10 protein-coding genes are annotated in these 14,894 nt (G+C 67.0%); 8 read left to right on the top strand and 2 right to left on the bottom strand.

All coding sequences use genetic code 11. The features are described 5' to 3' along the window. The first annotated feature begins 44 nt into the window (after positions 1-44). From U5A58_RS33880 to U5A58_RS33860, 5 genes are all read left to right on the top strand, one after another. Positions 45-1,643, top strand: coding sequence for a protein adenylyltransferase SelO (locus U5A58_RS33880; protein ID WP_321964692.1), 1,599 nt, complete (start codon positions 45-47; stop codon positions 1,641-1,643). Between the two features lie 50 nt (positions 1,644-1,693). Further along, positions 1,694-2,113 (top strand): peptide-methionine (R)-S-oxide reductase MsrB, encoded by a 420-nt coding sequence (msrB, locus tag U5A58_RS33875; protein ID WP_321914873.1) that lies wholly within the window; start codon positions 1,694-1,696, stop codon positions 2,111-2,113. Between the two features lie 114 nt (positions 2,114-2,227). After that, positions 2,228-2,761, top strand: coding sequence for a septation protein A (locus U5A58_RS33870; RefSeq protein WP_321964691.1), 534 nt, complete (start codon positions 2,228-2,230; stop codon positions 2,759-2,761). Continuing rightward, positions 2,758-3,066: a BolA family protein gene (locus U5A58_RS33865; protein WP_321964690.1), complete on the top strand. Its 309-nt coding sequence runs from the start codon at positions 2,758-2,760 to the stop codon at positions 3,064-3,066. The genes U5A58_RS33870 and U5A58_RS33865 overlap by 4 nt, the downstream gene beginning before the upstream one ends. Positions 3,067-3,137: 71 nt before the next feature. After that, positions 3,138-3,917 (top strand): peptidylprolyl isomerase, encoded by a 780-nt coding sequence (locus U5A58_RS33860; RefSeq protein ID WP_069268088.1) that lies wholly within the window; start codon positions 3,138-3,140, stop codon positions 3,915-3,917. An 82-nt stretch (positions 3,918-3,999) separates the two neighbouring features. On the opposite strand, the gene U5A58_RS33855 is transcribed toward U5A58_RS33860, so the two are convergent. After that, positions 4,000-5,115, bottom strand: coding sequence for a Fic family protein (locus tag U5A58_RS33855; protein ID WP_321964689.1), 1,116 nt, complete (start codon positions 5,113-5,115; stop codon positions 4,000-4,002). Positions 5,116-5,333: 218 nt separating this feature from the next. Beyond that, on the bottom strand, positions 5,334-9,410 hold the full coding sequence (gene purL / locus U5A58_RS33850; protein ID WP_321964688.1) for a phosphoribosylformylglycinamidine synthase: 4,077 nt from the start codon (positions 9,408-9,410) through the stop codon (positions 5,334-5,336). Between the two features lie 502 nt (positions 9,411-9,912). Between purL and U5A58_RS33845 the strand changes: the two genes are divergently transcribed. The 3 genes from U5A58_RS33845 to pgi all read left to right on the top strand — a co-directional run bounded on the left by U5A58_RS33845 (position 9,913) and on the right by pgi (position 14,830). Continuing rightward, positions 9,913-11,208, top strand: a complete 1,296-nt coding sequence (locus U5A58_RS33845; RefSeq protein WP_321964687.1) for an FAD-dependent oxidoreductase — start codon at positions 9,913-9,915, stop codon at positions 11,206-11,208. 120 nt (positions 11,209-11,328) lie between these two features. Then, entirely contained in the window at positions 11,329-12,921 is a 1,593-nt protein-coding gene (locus tag U5A58_RS33840) for an NAD(P)H-hydrate dehydratase (protein WP_321964686.1), read from the top strand. A 289-nt stretch (positions 12,922-13,210) separates the two neighbouring features. Further along, positions 13,211-14,830 carry a glucose-6-phosphate isomerase gene (gene pgi / locus U5A58_RS33835; protein ID WP_321964685.1) on the top strand — a complete coding sequence of 540 codons (1,620 nt, stop codon included), beginning with the start codon at positions 13,211-13,213 and terminating at the stop codon, positions 14,828-14,830. The last annotated feature ends 64 nt before the right edge of the window (positions 14,831-14,894 follow it).

Genomic DNA, 14,894 nt, shown 5'->3' with positions numbered 1-14,894 from the left:
GCGGGCGCGGAATTACAATATCGACTATTCAACAGGCCCTCAATATGTCGTTTTCACCAGGCACACCCGAATCCCAAGGCGGCTCGTCCGCTACGCACACGCCCGCCACCGGTCCGCTCGCCGACCTCGAACGCGCCTTGATCGTGCCGCGCGACGACGCCTTTGCCGCGCTCGGCGCCCGCTTCTATACGCGGCTGCCGGGCGCACCGCTGCCCGCACCGTACGTCGTCGGCGTTTCGAAGAGCATGGCCGCGCAACTCGGGCTCGATCCATCCGCCGCTGCCGATCCCGCGTTCGCCGAGTTCTTTTGCGGGAATTTCACGCGCGAGCGCTCGCCATCGGCCATGTCGTACGCAACGGTCTACTCGGGCCATCAGTTCGGCGTATGGGCAGGCCAGCTCGGCGACGGCCGCGCACTCACGCTCGGTGAAGTCGAACATGAGGGCAAACGCAACGAGATCCAGCTCAAGGGCGCGGGGCGCACGCCCTACTCGCGCATGGGCGACGGCCGCGCGGTGCTGCGCTCGTCGATCCGCGAATTCCTGTGCTCGGAGGCCATGCATCATCTCGGCATTCCAACCACGCGCGCACTCACGGTCACCGGCTCCGACCAGCCCGTGCGCCGCGAAGAGATGGAAACGGCCGCGGTCGTTACGCGCGTGTCGCCGAGCTTCGTGCGCTTCGGCCACTTCGAGCACTTCTACTCGCACGACGACGTCGATGCACTGCGCGCGCTCGCCGATCACGTGATCGCGCGCTTCTATCCGCAACTGCGCGAAGCCGACGACCCGTACCTCGCCCTGCTCGACGAAGCCGTGCGCAGCACGGCCGCGCTGATGGTCGAGTGGCAGGCCGTGGGCTTCTGCCACGGCGTGATGAACACCGACAACATGTCGATTCTCGGCCTCACGATCGACTACGGTCCGTTCGGCTTCATGGATGGTTTCGACGCGAACCACATCTGCAATCATTCGGATTCGCAGGGCCGCTACGCGTACCGCATGCAGCCGCAGATCGCCTACTGGAATCTCTTTTGCCTCGCGCAAGCGCTCGTGCCGCTGTTCGGCGCGCACTACGAGATCGCCGACGAAAAGAAGCGCGGCGAGCGCGTGGTGGCCGACGCGCAAGGCGTGCTCGAGCGCTTCAAGGGGCACTTCGCACCCGCGCTCGAAGCGCGCATGCGCGCGAAGCTCGGCCTCGCGCATGAGCGCGAAGGCGACGACGCGCTCGCGAACAAGCTGTTCGAAATCATGCATGCCAACCGGGCCGATTTCACGCTCACGTATCGCAATCTCGCGCGCGTGTCGAAGCATGACGCGAGCGGCGACACGTCCGTGCGCGACCTCTTTCTCGATCGCGCCGCCTTCGACGCCTGGGCGGCCGACTACCGCGCGCGCCTTGCGCACGAAACACGCGACGACGCCGCGCGCGTCGAGGCGATGAACCGCACGAATCCGAAATACGTGCTGCGCAATCACCTCGCGCAAACCGCGATCGAGCGCGCCGCGCAAAAGGACTTCAGCGAGGTCGAACGGCTCGCGAAGGTGCTGGAGCGGCCATTCGACGAGCAGCCCGAGCACGCGTCGTACGCGGGGCTGCCGCCCGACTGGGCGAGTTCGCTCGAAGTCAGTTGCTCTTCGTAAGCGCGCCCCCATCTACGTGATCCGTGTTTCCCACCCGACAGGAACCCAACATGAGCCAGGACGACCATAACTCCACCGCCTACCCGGGCTACAAAGCCGACGAGCAATGGCGGGAGCAGCTCGACGAAACGCAGTACCAGGTCACGCGCCACGCCGCGACCGAGCGCGCGTTCACGGGCAAGTACTGGGACCACTTCGACCGGGGTGTGTACGACTGCGTGTGCTGCGGCACGCCGCTCTTCGAGTCCGACACGAAATTCGACGCGGGTTGCGGCTGGCCGAGCTACTTCCGCCCGATCAACGGCGAGGTGATCGAGGAGAAAACCGACCGTACGCACGGCATGCTGCGCATCGAGGTGCGCTGCAAGAACTGCGGCGCACACCTCGGCCACGTGTTCGAAGATGGTCCGGCCCCAACGGGCCTTCGGTATTGCATCAATTCGGCTGCGCTACAATTCGAGCCCAAGTGAACGCTGGCAAGGCAGCCCCGCGCCCCGCGCGGGGCCCCATCGGGTGAAACAGGGCCTTGAAAGCGACGTGCCCTCTTTTGCACGGGGCTCATTTTGTAACCTCTCAGGCCGATAATGAAATTCCTGTTTGATCTGTTCCCGATCATCCTCTTTTTCGTCGCATTCAAGCTGTGGGGCATCTTCACGGCGACGGCCGTGGCGATCGGTGCGACGCTCGTTCAGATCGCCTGGGTGGCGTTCCGCCACCGCAAGGTCGACCCGATGCTGTGGCTTTCGCTTGGCATCGTCGTTGTGTTCGGCGGCGCCACGCTGATGCTGCACGACGAAACCTTCATCAAGTGGAAGCCCACGGTGCTCTACTGGGCGTTCTCGGTCGTGCTGCTCATTTCGCAAGTGGCCTTCGGCAAGAACCTCATCGAAGCGATGATGGGCAAGCAGATCACGCTGCCGCCGCGCATCTGGACGCAGCTGAACTTCGTGTGGTCGATCTTCTTCGCGCTGCTCGGCATTCTCAATCTGTTCGTGGCGTTCCACTTCTCCACCGACGCGTGGGTCGACTTCAAGCTCTTCGGCGCGACCGGCATCCTGGTGGTGTTCATCGTCGGCCAGAGCCTGTGGCTTTCGCGTTACATGAAGGAAGAAGAATGAGCGACGTCTTTCTCAACGCGAGCCCGGCTGAGCGCATGGCGCTCATCGAAACGCGCCTGACCGCTGCGCTCGCACCCGTTTCCATCGAGGTGCGCGACGACAGCGCGCAGCACGCCGGACACGCCGGCGCCTCTGCCGGCGGTCACTATCATGTCACGATCGTTGCGCCCGCATTCGCGGGGAAAGCCCGCGTGGCAAGGCATCGCATGGTGTATGATGCGCTGGCCGAAGCCATGCAGCGCGGCATTCACGCACTCGCGATCACGGCGCTCACGCCCGAAGAAGCCGCGGCGCTGCCCCGGTAAGCCCCACGTTAGATTTCGATTTGCTTGATTCTTTTGTTCGCCATTTTGGTTCGCCCCGTTAGGACTTTCCGATGACCTTGAAGAAGACCCATCTCTGGGTGTTGCTGGCTGCGTGCGCGGCGGCCCCCGCCTTTGCGCAGAACATCGCCGTCGTGAACGGCACGCCGATTCCCAAAGCGCGCGCCGATGCGCTGGTCCAGCAACTCGTCCAACAAGGCCAGCAGGATTCGCCGCAACTGCAAATGGCGGTGCGTGAAGAACTCGTGAACCGCGAAATCCTCATGCAGGAAGCCATTCGCGAGGGCATTCCGAACAACCCCGACGTGAAGGCGCAAATCGCCGTTGCCCAGCAGACCGTCGTGCTGCGCGCGCTGATTCAGAACTTCGTGAAGAACAACCAGCCGACCGACGCCGAAGTCAAGGCGCGCTACGACCAGCTCACGAAGGACGCGGGCGGCAGCGAATACCACCTGCACCACATCCTCGTGGACAACGAGCAGCAGGCCAAGGACCTGATCGCGAAGATCAAGGCCGGCGCCAGCTTCGAAGACCTCGCGAAGCAATACTCGAAGGACCCGGGCTCGGCCAAGAACGGCGGCGACCTCGACTGGTCGGACCCGAAGGCGTATGTACCGGAATTCGCGGCCGCGGCCACGCATCTGCAGAAAGGCCAGATGACCGATACGCCGGTGCACACGCAGTTCGGCTGGCACATCATCCGCGTGGACGATATCCGCCCGGTCACGCCGCCGCCGCTCGAGCAGGTGCGCCCGCAGATCGTTCAGCAGATCCAGCAGGAAAAGCTGCAGGCGTTCGAAGAGAATCTGCGCAAGCAAGCGAAGATTCAGTAAGGCTGCATCGCGGCGCATGGGTCACTTGCGCCGCTCGTAAAAACCCCGCGACCTTTCGAAGGCGCGGGGTTTTTGTTTGTGCCTACGCGTTGAGCTCGTAGCTCGTGCTGCGCCCGCCGCCCTGCGCTTTGCGCAGCGCGCCGCGCGCCACCAGATCGTTGATGTCGCGTAACGCCGTATCGGACGAACATTTGGCGATGGCGGCCCACTTCCCGCTCGTGAGCTTGCCGTCGAAGCCGTCCAGCAGACGGTTGAGCAGCTTGACTTGCCGCTCGTTGAACGGCGTCGTGGCCCAATCGCGCCAGAAACGCGCCTTGGCGAGCACCGCGTCCAGCGTGATCTGCGCCTGATCGACCGCGCGATGCAGCGTGTCGAAGAACCAGGCGAGCCAGAGCGTGACGTCCATTGAGCCGCGCTGCGTGCGCTCCAGAATGTCGTAATAGCCCTTGCGCTCCCGCTGGATCTGCGCGGAGAGGCTGTAAAAGCGCTGCGCACTGCCGTCCGCGCGCGCGAGCAGCAAGTCGCCGATGGCTCTCGCCACCCGGCCGTTGCCGTCGTCGAACGGGTGCAGCGTGACGAACCATAGATGGCCGAGGGCGGCCTTGATGAGCGGCGGCTCCTGTGCCGGGCCGTTGAGCCAGTCGAGAAAGCGCCGCGTCTCGGCCTCCAGCCGGTTCGCGGGCGGCGCCTCGAAATGCACGCGCTGACGGCCAATCGGCCCCGAGATCACCTGCATGGGCCCGCTCGCATCGTCGCGCCATGCGCCGACATTGATTCGCGAGAGACCCGCGTAGCCCGTAGGAAACAGCGCGGCGTGCCAGCCGAACAGGCGCTCGCGCGTGACCGGCGCGCGGCTGTTGGTGGTCGCGTCGAGCACCATTTCCACAACGCCTTCAACGTGGCGATCCACGGGCGCGAGCGCCCCGATGTCCACGCCCATTCGACGCGCAATGGACGAGCGCACGGAGGCGACATTGAGCTGTTCGCCTTCGATCTCGCTCGTCTTGAGCACGTCCTCCGTGAGCGCCGCGAGGCTCGCCTGATCGCGCAACGCCATGCCGACATCGGCCAGCCGGCCCACCAGCAAGCCTTGGGCGCGACTGACCTCGGCCATGGGCTCGGCGAGCGCCGTCAGATCGAAGCGCCACTGAGGCCAGTCGCCGGCTTGCCAGATGTAGGTGTATTCGCCGCTATTCATGCGGCGATTATGAGACGTATTCGCCGCACGCACAAGCTAATCGCCGCGAAAAATGCGGCGATTAGCGCCGGTATTCGCCGCAAGACTCACCGGTCGGCGTCCGAAAGGCAAAAACCCCGGCCCGCACTCGCAATCGAGGCATGGCCGGGGTTTTCAGTCGAGGCGAACGCGTTGGCGTGCCCCGGCGTCAAACGTCCGCGCGCGGTCCGCTCAGCGTGTTAGCCCACCCATTTGCGCGCGTTCTGGAACGCACGCATCCACGGGCTCGCCTCGCCCCAGGCTTCGGGGTGCCAGCTCATCGTCACCGTGCGCTGCACGCGCTCGGTGTGCGGCATGAGCACCGTGAAGCGGCCGTCGGGCGTCGTGACCGACGTGATGCCTTGCGGCGAGCCGTTCGGGTTGAACGGGTAAGCCTCGGTCGCCTGGCTGCGATGGTCGACGTAGCGCATCGCCACGGCCACCTTCGAAATGTCGCCCTGCTGCGAGAAGTCCGCGAAACCTTCGCCGTGCGCAACCGCCACCGGAATGCGCGAGCCTTCCATGCCGTTGAAGAAGATCGACGGCGAGCTCTCCACTTCCACGAGCGAGAAGCGCGCTTCGAACTGCTCCGACTTGTTGCGCGTGAACTTCGGCCAGGCTTCGGCTCCCGGGATCATCGAGGCGAGGCTCGACAGCATCTGGCAGCCGTTGCAGATGCCGAGCGCAAACGTGTCCTGACGTGCGAAGAACGCCGCGAACATGTCCGCGAGCTTCGCGTTGAAGCGGATCGTCTTGGCCCAGCCTTCGCCCGCGCCCAGCACGTCGCCGTACGAGAAGCCGCCGCAGGCCACCGCGCCCGCGAAGTCGGCGAGCGTGGCGCGGCCTTCGAGCAGGTCGCTCATGTGGACGTCGTGCGCGTCGAAACCGGCGCGGTCGAATGCGTACGCGGTTTCGAGGTGCGAGTTCACGCCCTGCTCGCGCAGGATCGCCACGCGCGGACGCGCACCCTTGCCGATGAACGGCGCGGCGATGTCCTCGGCCGGATCGAACGTGAGATGCGGCTGCATGCCCGGATCGGCGGCGTCGAGCAGTGCGTCGTATTCGGAGTCGGCGCAGGCGGGGTTGTCGCGCAGGCGCGCAATGCGCCAGCTCACTTCGCTCCACACACGCTGCAGTTCGGCGCGCGGCGCGTCGTAGATGCGCTTGGCGTCACGGTAGATTTCGATCGAGTCGCGCGGGTTCAGCGTGCCGATCACGTGCGAGCAGACCGACAAGCCGTGCGTGCGCAGCACCGCCATCACGGCATCGCGCTGCTGTGCCGGCACCTGGATCACGGCGCCGAGTTCTTCGGAGAAGAGCGCGCGCAGCGTGCGGTCTTCGCGGCGGCCGCTCGTTTGCTTCGCCCAGTCCTTGGCGTCGCCGTAATCGGACTCGTGCTCGCTATCGAGCGTGAGCATGTCCACATTCAGCGACACGCCCGTGTGGCCCGCGAAGGCCATTTCGCAAACCGTCGCCCACAGGCCGCCGTCCGAGCGGTCGTGGTACGCGAGCAGCTGCTCGTTCGCGTTCAGCTGCTGGATGGCCGTGAAAAACTGCTTGAGGTCTTCGGCGCTGTCCACGTCGGGCACCGCGTCGCCCACCTGCTGCGTGACCTGCGCGAAGATGCTGCCGCCCATACGGTTCTTGCCGCGGCCCAGATCGATGGCGATCAGGACCGACTCGCCCACTTCGTCAACGCGGCGCAGTTGCGGCGTGAGATGGCGACGCACATCTTCGACCGGCGCGAACGCCGAGATGATGAGCGAAACCGGCGCGACCACTTCCTTCGCCACGCCCTCCTCGTTCCACTTCGTGCGCATGGAGAGCGAATCCTTGCCCACCGGAATACCGATGCCAAGCGCCGGGCACAGATCCATGCCGATCGCCTTCACGGTGTCGTACAGCGCGGCGTCTTCGCCCGGTGCGCCGCACGCGGCCATCCAGTTCGCGGAAAGCTTGAGCTTGTCGAGCGACAGGATCGGCGCGCTCGCAATATTGGTGATCGCCTCGCCCACGGCCATGCGGCCGGATGCCGGCGCGTCGATCACGGCGAGCGGCGTACGCTCGGCCATCGTCATCGCTTCGCCCTTGTAACCGGCGTAGTCGAGCGCGGTGATCGCGCAGTCGGCCACCGGCACCTGCCACGGGCCGACCATCTGGTCGCGCACCGTCGTGCCGCCCACCGAGCGGTCGCCGATGGTGATGAGGAACGACTTGCTGCCCACGGTCGGGTGACGCAGCACGCTCTTCGCGACTTCGTCGAACGAGATGCCCGTGACTTCGACCGGCGAAAGCGGCACGCTCGCGTGTTCGACGTTGCGATGCATGCGCGGCGGCTTGCCGAGCAGGATGTCCATCGGCATGTCGACGGGCTGGTGGCCGCCGTTGGCTGCGAGCGCGTGCTCGTCGGTGTCGATGAGCTTCAGGTCGCGCGCGTCGGTTGCGACACCCACGACGGCGAACGGACAGCGCTCACGCTCGCAGATCGCCTTGAACTCGGCCAGATCGGCTGGCGCGATCGCGAGAACGTAGCGTTCCTGCGATTCGTTCGACCAGATTTCGCGCGGCGAAAGCCCCGACTCTTCGAGCTGGACCTCGCGCAGCTCGAAGCGCGCGCCCTTGTCCGCGCCGTCGACGAGTTCCGGGAACGCGTTCGACAAACCGCCCGCGCCCACGTCGTGAATGCTCAGGATCGGATTGCGCTCGCCCAGTTGCCAGCACGAGTTGATGACTTCCTGCGCACGGCGCTCGATCTCGGGATTGCCGCGCTGCACCGAGTCGAAGTCGAGTTCGGCGGTGTTGGTGCCGGTCGCCATCGAGCTGGCCGCGCCGCCGCCCATGCCGATGCGCATGCCCGGGCCGCCGATCTGGATCAGCAGCGTGCCGGCCGGCAGGTCGTGCTTGTGCGTGTGCTGCGCGCTGATGTTGCCGAGGCCGCCCGCGATCATGATCGGCTTGTGATAGCCGCGCACGGTGCCCGCAACGTTCTGCTCGTAGGTGCGGAAGTAGCCGCCGAGGTTCGGGCGGCCGAATTCGTTGTTGAACGCGGCGCCGCCGAGCGGGCCGTCGATCATGATCTGCAGCGGCGAAGCGATGCGGTCCGGGCGGCCATAGGCGCCCTGCGTGTCGGCGGGATTGCGCAGCGTGAGCGGCACGGCCGCGTCGCGGGCGTCTTCCCATGCTTCGCGCGCGTCGGGCAGATCGAGGTTCGAGACCGTGAAGCCCGTGAGACCCGCCTTCGGGCGAGCGCCGCGGCCCGTCGCGCCTTCGTCGCGGATTTCGCCGCCCGAGCCCGTGGCCGCGCCGGCGAACGGCGAGATCGCCGTGGGGTGGTTGTGCGTCTCCACCTTCATCAGCGTGTGCGTGAGTTCGGTGTGGCGGCCGTACTGTTCGCCAGGCGTGCCGTCGGCGTTGGTCTTGCGCGGGAACCAGCGCTCCGCGACCGCGCCTTCCATGATCGACGAGTTGTCCGAGTACGCGACGATCGTGCCTTGCGGGCTGATCTTCTCGGTGTTGCGGATCATCGCGAACAGCGACATGTCCTGGTCCTGGCCGTCGATCGTCCAGCTCGCATTGAAGATCTTGTGGCGGCAGTGCTCGCTGTTGGCCTGCGCGAACATCATCAACTCGACGTCGGTCGGGTTGCGCTCGAGCTTCTTGAAGTTCTCGACGAGGTAGTCGATTTCATCGTCGGCGAGCGCGAGGCCCAGTTCGCCATTGGCCGTTTCCAGGGCCGCACGGCCGTGGCCCAGCACGTCGACCGTCTGCATCGGGCGGGCCGGCAGTTCGTCGAACAGGTGCAGCGCCGCGTCGCGCGAAGGCGCCACGCTTTCCGTCATGCGGTCGTGCAGCGCCGCCGCGACGGCCGCGTGCGCCTCTTCCGAAAGCGTCTTCTTGCCGCCGAGCAGACCCGACTTGAGCACCACGGTGTACTCGACGCCGCGCTCGATGCGGCGCAGGTGCTCGAGGCCGCAATGGTGTGCGATGTCCGTGGCCTTGCTCGCCCACGGCGACACGGTGCCAAAACGCGGCACGACGAGGAACGTGAGCGCGCTGCCGCGCTCCTGCGGGGCCGCGAAGGGCGCGCCGTAGTGCATCAGCGCTTCGATCTTCGCGCTGTCGTCAGCGCAGAGCGGCGTGGCCGAGTTGACGAAATGCAGATACTGGCCGTGCACGCCGACGATGTTGGCGTCGATACGCTGAAGCGTCTCGAGCAGGCGGGTCTGACGGAAGTCGGAAAGGGCCGAAGCGCCGGGGAAACACGAGAAGTGGGCCATGGACTGGGGCGTTGCGTCGAGGTTGCGTCAGAGTTGCGTCGCGGCTTCGCCTCGCGCGAAACACGTCGCAAGGTGGCGATGCGTCGCGCGGGGATGGCGACGGTCAGGCGAAGGGAGACCGCGATTATAACCCGGAAGGACTGTCCTGGCCGCCCCTGCGGCCGCTCCGCGGACGGCTTTGCAGGCGCATCGCACCGTATTTCGAGACAGTCATGACGGACGGCAACGCAAACCGCACGCGAAAAGCACTGAATTTGCGATATGCCGGGCGCATCGATGCATGCGCCTCGACGTGCCCGAGGCTTGGCCCGCAAGGCGTCGGCGGCCTCGCAAGACGCATGTGGCACCCCGGCCTCGCGCATGGCGACGCGGGCGCTTTCGCTGCTATGATTGCGCGTTTCGTCTGATCGGCGCACCCGGGCATGGTTTCGGCGCGCCGCACGCCCCACCTTCGCAGGACGCCCTCACCTTGGCGCGTCACCTGCCTGCAGATCGTATCGTCATGGATGTCATCGTCATCGGCGGCGGAATCGCCGGCATCGCCACCGCCTGGCAGCTGCGCGCGGCCGGGCACCGCGTCTGCGTGATCGAACGCCACGCCACCGTTGCGCAAGGCGCGACCTACGGCCATAGCGGCATTGCGCTGCCCACGCCGCTCGACGTCTGGTTCGGCCCCACCTTCCTGCGCAACGGCCGGCAATCGTCCGGCGGTGTGATCAGCAAGACAGGCTGGCGCGGCCAGGCGCATGGCTTCGTCAAGCGCCTCGCCACGTTGCATGGCTCCGAGGCGTTCGCCGAGCGCTATGCGCTCCTGCGCCCGCTTATCGAGTCCGCGCAAGCGGCACTCGCCGACATCGACGCCCGCTTCCAGCTCGACTACGAGCAGCGCGACGGCCTGCTCTATCTCGTGCGCGGCAGCGATGAATGGTCGCTCACCCAGCCGGCTCTTGAACAGCTGCGCCGCTTCGAGACGCCTCACCACGCGCTTTCGCCCGCGGAATGCGTGGCGTTCGACCATACCATCCCCGCCGATCCGCCGTTTGCGGGCGGCGTGCACTTCGAGACTGGCCGGGTCGCCAACTGCCCGCTCTTCGTGAAGCTGCTCAAGCAGGTGCTCGACGCCCAGGGCGGCGTGCAGTTCGAAACGAGCCGCGAAGTCAGCGCGATTCGCCTGGAAGACCGGCGCGCGGCAGTAGAACTTGCGCCGCCTGCGCACGAAGCGGGCCGCTCGCACGACGTCGAGGTGATCTCGGGCGACGCCGTCGTGGTCGCCGCGGGTGCGCAAACGCCAGGGCTGCTCGCGCCGCTCGGCCTCAAGATGCCGTTCTATCCGCTGCGCATGCACACGCTCAATTCGCCGGTGGCGCGTGAGGAATGCGTGCCGCAGACCACGATCGTCGATGCAGGCAAGCGCATCGCCATCGCGCGTATGAATCACCGGCTGCGCATATCGGGCGCCGCCGTGCTGCTGCGTGCGAAGGAAGTCGACGACGCACTGCCGGAGGGGCTCACCGAGGACGCCCTCGCGCTGCTCGGCGAAGCGTCGCGCGACTGGGCGCCGGGCGCCGCGCGCATTTCGGCCGCGCTTGCGTGGGAAGGCATGAAGCTGCTTTCCGCCGACGGCCTGCCGGCGGTCGGCAACGTGGGCCACCCGCGCCTGTTCGTCAACGCAGGCCACGGGCCGGCGGGCTGGGCGCTTTCGCTCGGCTCGGCGCGCCTCGTCGCCCAGCAGATCTCCAACACGGCGCCGGACCTGCCGGCCGATACCATCAAGGCGCTCTGGCCAGGCCGCGATTAAGCGGCGCGTGCGTGCGCGGCGTCGCCTTGCCGCCGCGCCGGTCCGCCGCGCATCTGAGGCGTGCCGTCTGACGGCATGCTCGGGTATCGTTGCGATGTCGCTTCCCAGAACCGCATCGCCATGACGCACGCTCCCCACTTCTCTGGCGCCGGGCAACCGGTGCTCGTCAATCCGCACGATCGTGCGGTGCCGCTTCTCACCGTCGAAGCGTTGCGCAAGACCGAAGTCGCCACGCAGTCGGCCTTGCCTGCTCACACACTGATGGCGCGCGCAGGCGCCGCCGCCGCGCACTTCCTGAGCGAGCAGCTCGCGCACGCGCCCTCGTGGGCGAGCGACAAACCCGTGTGGCTCGTCGCGGGGCCCGGCAACAACGGGGGCGACGCGCTCGTCGTCGCCACCGAACTGCATCGCGCGGGCGTCGCCGTGGAAGTCTGTATGCCAGCCGAGGTCAAGCCCGACGACGCGCGCTGGGCGCTAGCCGAGGCGCGCGCGGCGGGCGTGCCCCTCGCTTCGTCCGTGCCCGCGTCGTTCGACGCTTACGGCTGGCTCGTCGACGGGATGTTCGGCATCGGTCTCGCGCGCGGGCTCGAAGGCGTGTTCGGCGAACTCGCCGAAAGACTGTCGGCACGCGCGCGCAGCCATGGCCACGTGCTCTCGCTCGACGTGCCGAGCGGCCTCGACAGCGATACGGGCAACGTGGTCGGCAGCGGCCCCGCCGTGCGCGCGACACATACCGTCACGTTCATCGCCGCCAAGCCCGGCCTGTACACGGGTGTCGGGCGCGACTACGCGGGCGCCGTCGCGCTCGCCCCGATCGGCATCGACACCGAAAACACCGCGGGCGCCGCGCGCCTGAACGCACCGTCGCTCTTCGCTGCCGCAATGCCCGCGCGCGACTTCGCCACTCACAAGGGCACGTTCGGCACACTGGCCGTCGTGGGCGGCGACACCGGCATGTGCGGCGCGCCGATTCTCGCGGCGCGCGCGGCGCTCCTCACCGGCGCGGGCAAGGTTCACGTGGGCTTTCTCGGCAACGACGCGCCGCCGTACGACGCCCCGCATCCCGAACTCATGCTGCACGCGGCGGCCCGGCTCGCGCTCGATGCGATGGACGCCGTGGCGGCAGGATGCGGCATGGGCGGCAGCGCGTCCGCACGGCAGCTGGTGGACGCCATCCTGCGCCTCCAGGCCCCCGTGCTGCTCGATGCCGACGCGCTCAATCTCGTCGCGCGCGACGAAGCGCTCGCGGCGCACGTCGTACAGTCGGCCACCACGCGCGGGGCGCCTTGCGTGCTCACGCCGCACCCGCTTGAAGCGGCACGGCTGCTGGGCTGCGATACCGCCGCCGTGCAGCGCGACCGAGTGGCCGCAGCGCGGACACTCGCGGCCCGCTATGCGGCGGTTGCAGTGCTCAAAGGCAGCGGCACCGTGATCGCGGCACCCGACGGCCGCGTGGCCGTCAATCCCACCGGCAATGCCGGCCTCGCCACGGGCGGCACCGGCGACGTGCTCGGCGGCATGATCGGCGCGCTGCTGGCCCAGCGCCTGCCGCCCTACGAGGCGGCGCTCGCGGGCGTCTATCTGCACGGCCTTGCCGCCGACACGCTGTGCGCACAAGGCGACGGCCCCGCGGGCCTCACTGCCGGCGAACTCGCGCCGGTCGTGCGCAAGCTCATGAACCGGCTCTTTTATGCGCCGGGCTTCACTGTCTGAACGCGGCATGAAAGGAGCCTGAGCGCAGCCCGAAGCCTCACGCCGCACGTTCGCCCGCGCGGCACGCAGTTTGCTTCGCCAGGACCTTCGCCCCGCCTCTCGCGCACATTGCCGCCGCAAGCGCCAGAACGCTGCGCAGTGTCGCGCGGGGCCGCTATACTGATCCTCCGCACGCCGCCTCTCACCGGAGGCGGCCCGTGCTTTCTCCGCGGCGCGCGAAGCGCGCGTTCGGCCAGACCGGCGAACCGCACCTGCCGCCCTCCTATTCGTGATCCCTCGCTAGACGAACATGACGAATCCGCTCCCCGCCTGGTCCGCGCTACAGACGCATTACGAACAGATCCGCGACGAAAAGCTGCGCGACTGGTTCGCTCCCGCCAACGACCCTGCGCCGACGCGCGCCGAACGCTTCACGTTCGCAGGCGCCGGCCTCGGCGCCGACTTGTCGAAGAACCGCATCACCGACGCCACGCTCAAGCTGCTCGTGCAGCTCGCTCGCGAGGCCGGCGTGGAAGCGCGCCGCGATGCGATGTTCAAAGGCGAAGTCGTCAACCCGACTGAAGGCCGCGCGGCCCTGCACACCGCCTTGCGCGCCACCGAGCCCGACGCCCCGTTCCACGCGCAGATCCTCGCCGAGCGCGCAAAGATGGCGAAATTCGCCGACGCCGTGCGCAGCGGCGCATGGACCGGCTACACCGGCAAGCGCATTCGCCACGTCGTGAACATCGGCATCGGCGGCTCGGACCTCGGGCCGAAGATGGTCGTGCACGCGCTCAAGCATCTCGAACTGCCCGAGATCACCTCGCACTTCGTCTCGAACGTCGACGGCGCGGACCTGTGGCGCACGATCGAAAACATCGACCCGGAAGAAACACTGGCAATCATCGTTTCGAAGACGTTCACGACGCTCGAAACCATGACCAACGCGCTGTCCATGCGCGACTGGTTCGTCAAGCACGGCTGCCCGCAGAGCGAACTCGCGAAGCACTTCGTGGGCGTCTCGGCCAATCCGGCCGAAGTCGTGAAATTCGGCATCGCCCAAGAAAACGTGTTCGAGATGTGGGACTGGGTCGGTGGCCGCTATTCGCTGTGGTCGGCTGTGGGCCTCTCGATCATGATCGCCATCGGGCCGCAGCAATTCGACGAACTGCTCGCCGGCGCGCACGACATGGACAAGCACTTCCGCGAAGCGCCGCTCGAGAAGAACCTGCCCGTGCTGCTCGGCATGATCGGCGTCTGGTATCGCAACTTCTTCGGCTCGCAGAGCTATCTCGTCGCGCCCTATTCCGAAGCGTTGCACTACCTGCCCTCGTATCTCCAGCAGCTCGAAATGGAGAGCAACGGCAAGCAGGCGCGCCTCGACGGCAAGTTTGTCGATTACGCGACCTCGGCGATCACCTGGGGCGAGCCGGGCACGAATGGCCAGCACGCGTTCTTCCAGATGCTGCACCAGGGCACGACGATCGTGCCGATCGACTTCATCGCCGTGCTCACGCCCGAGCATCCGCTGGCCGATCATCATCCGAAGCTGCTCGCGAACTGCTTTGCGCAGAGCGAGGCGCTGATGCTTGGCCGCACCGAGGAAGAAGCGCACAAGATCGCGGGCCCGGACAAGCCCGAACTCGTGCCGCACATCATGTTCCCCGGCAACCGGCCGACCACCACGCTGCTCGTCGACGCGCTTACCGCGCGCGCGCTCGGCGCGATCATCGCGCTGTATGAGCATAAGGTGCTCGTGCAGGCTTGCGTGTGGGACATCAACCCGTTCGACCAGTGGGGCGTGGAGCTTGGCAAGATCCTCGGCAAGGTGGTCGAAGCCGACCTGAACGCGGCGAGCGGCAACGTGAAGCCGCACGATTCGTCCACGGCCGCGCTGATCGCGCGCGCCCGTGCGGCGCTCAAGCGTTAAATCGCGTCGATCCGGCGTGCGCATGGGCTGCGCACGCCGTTTATTGGTTTGCTGGTTGCTCGCG

The organism is Paraburkholderia sp. J7, assembly GCF_905220155.1.
In the GTDB taxonomy this organism is placed as follows: Bacteria; Pseudomonadota; Gammaproteobacteria; order Burkholderiales; family Burkholderiaceae; genus Paraburkholderia.
The sequence above is the reverse complement of the archived record's forward strand: the minus strand, read 5'-3'. Positions and strand labels throughout refer to the sequence as shown.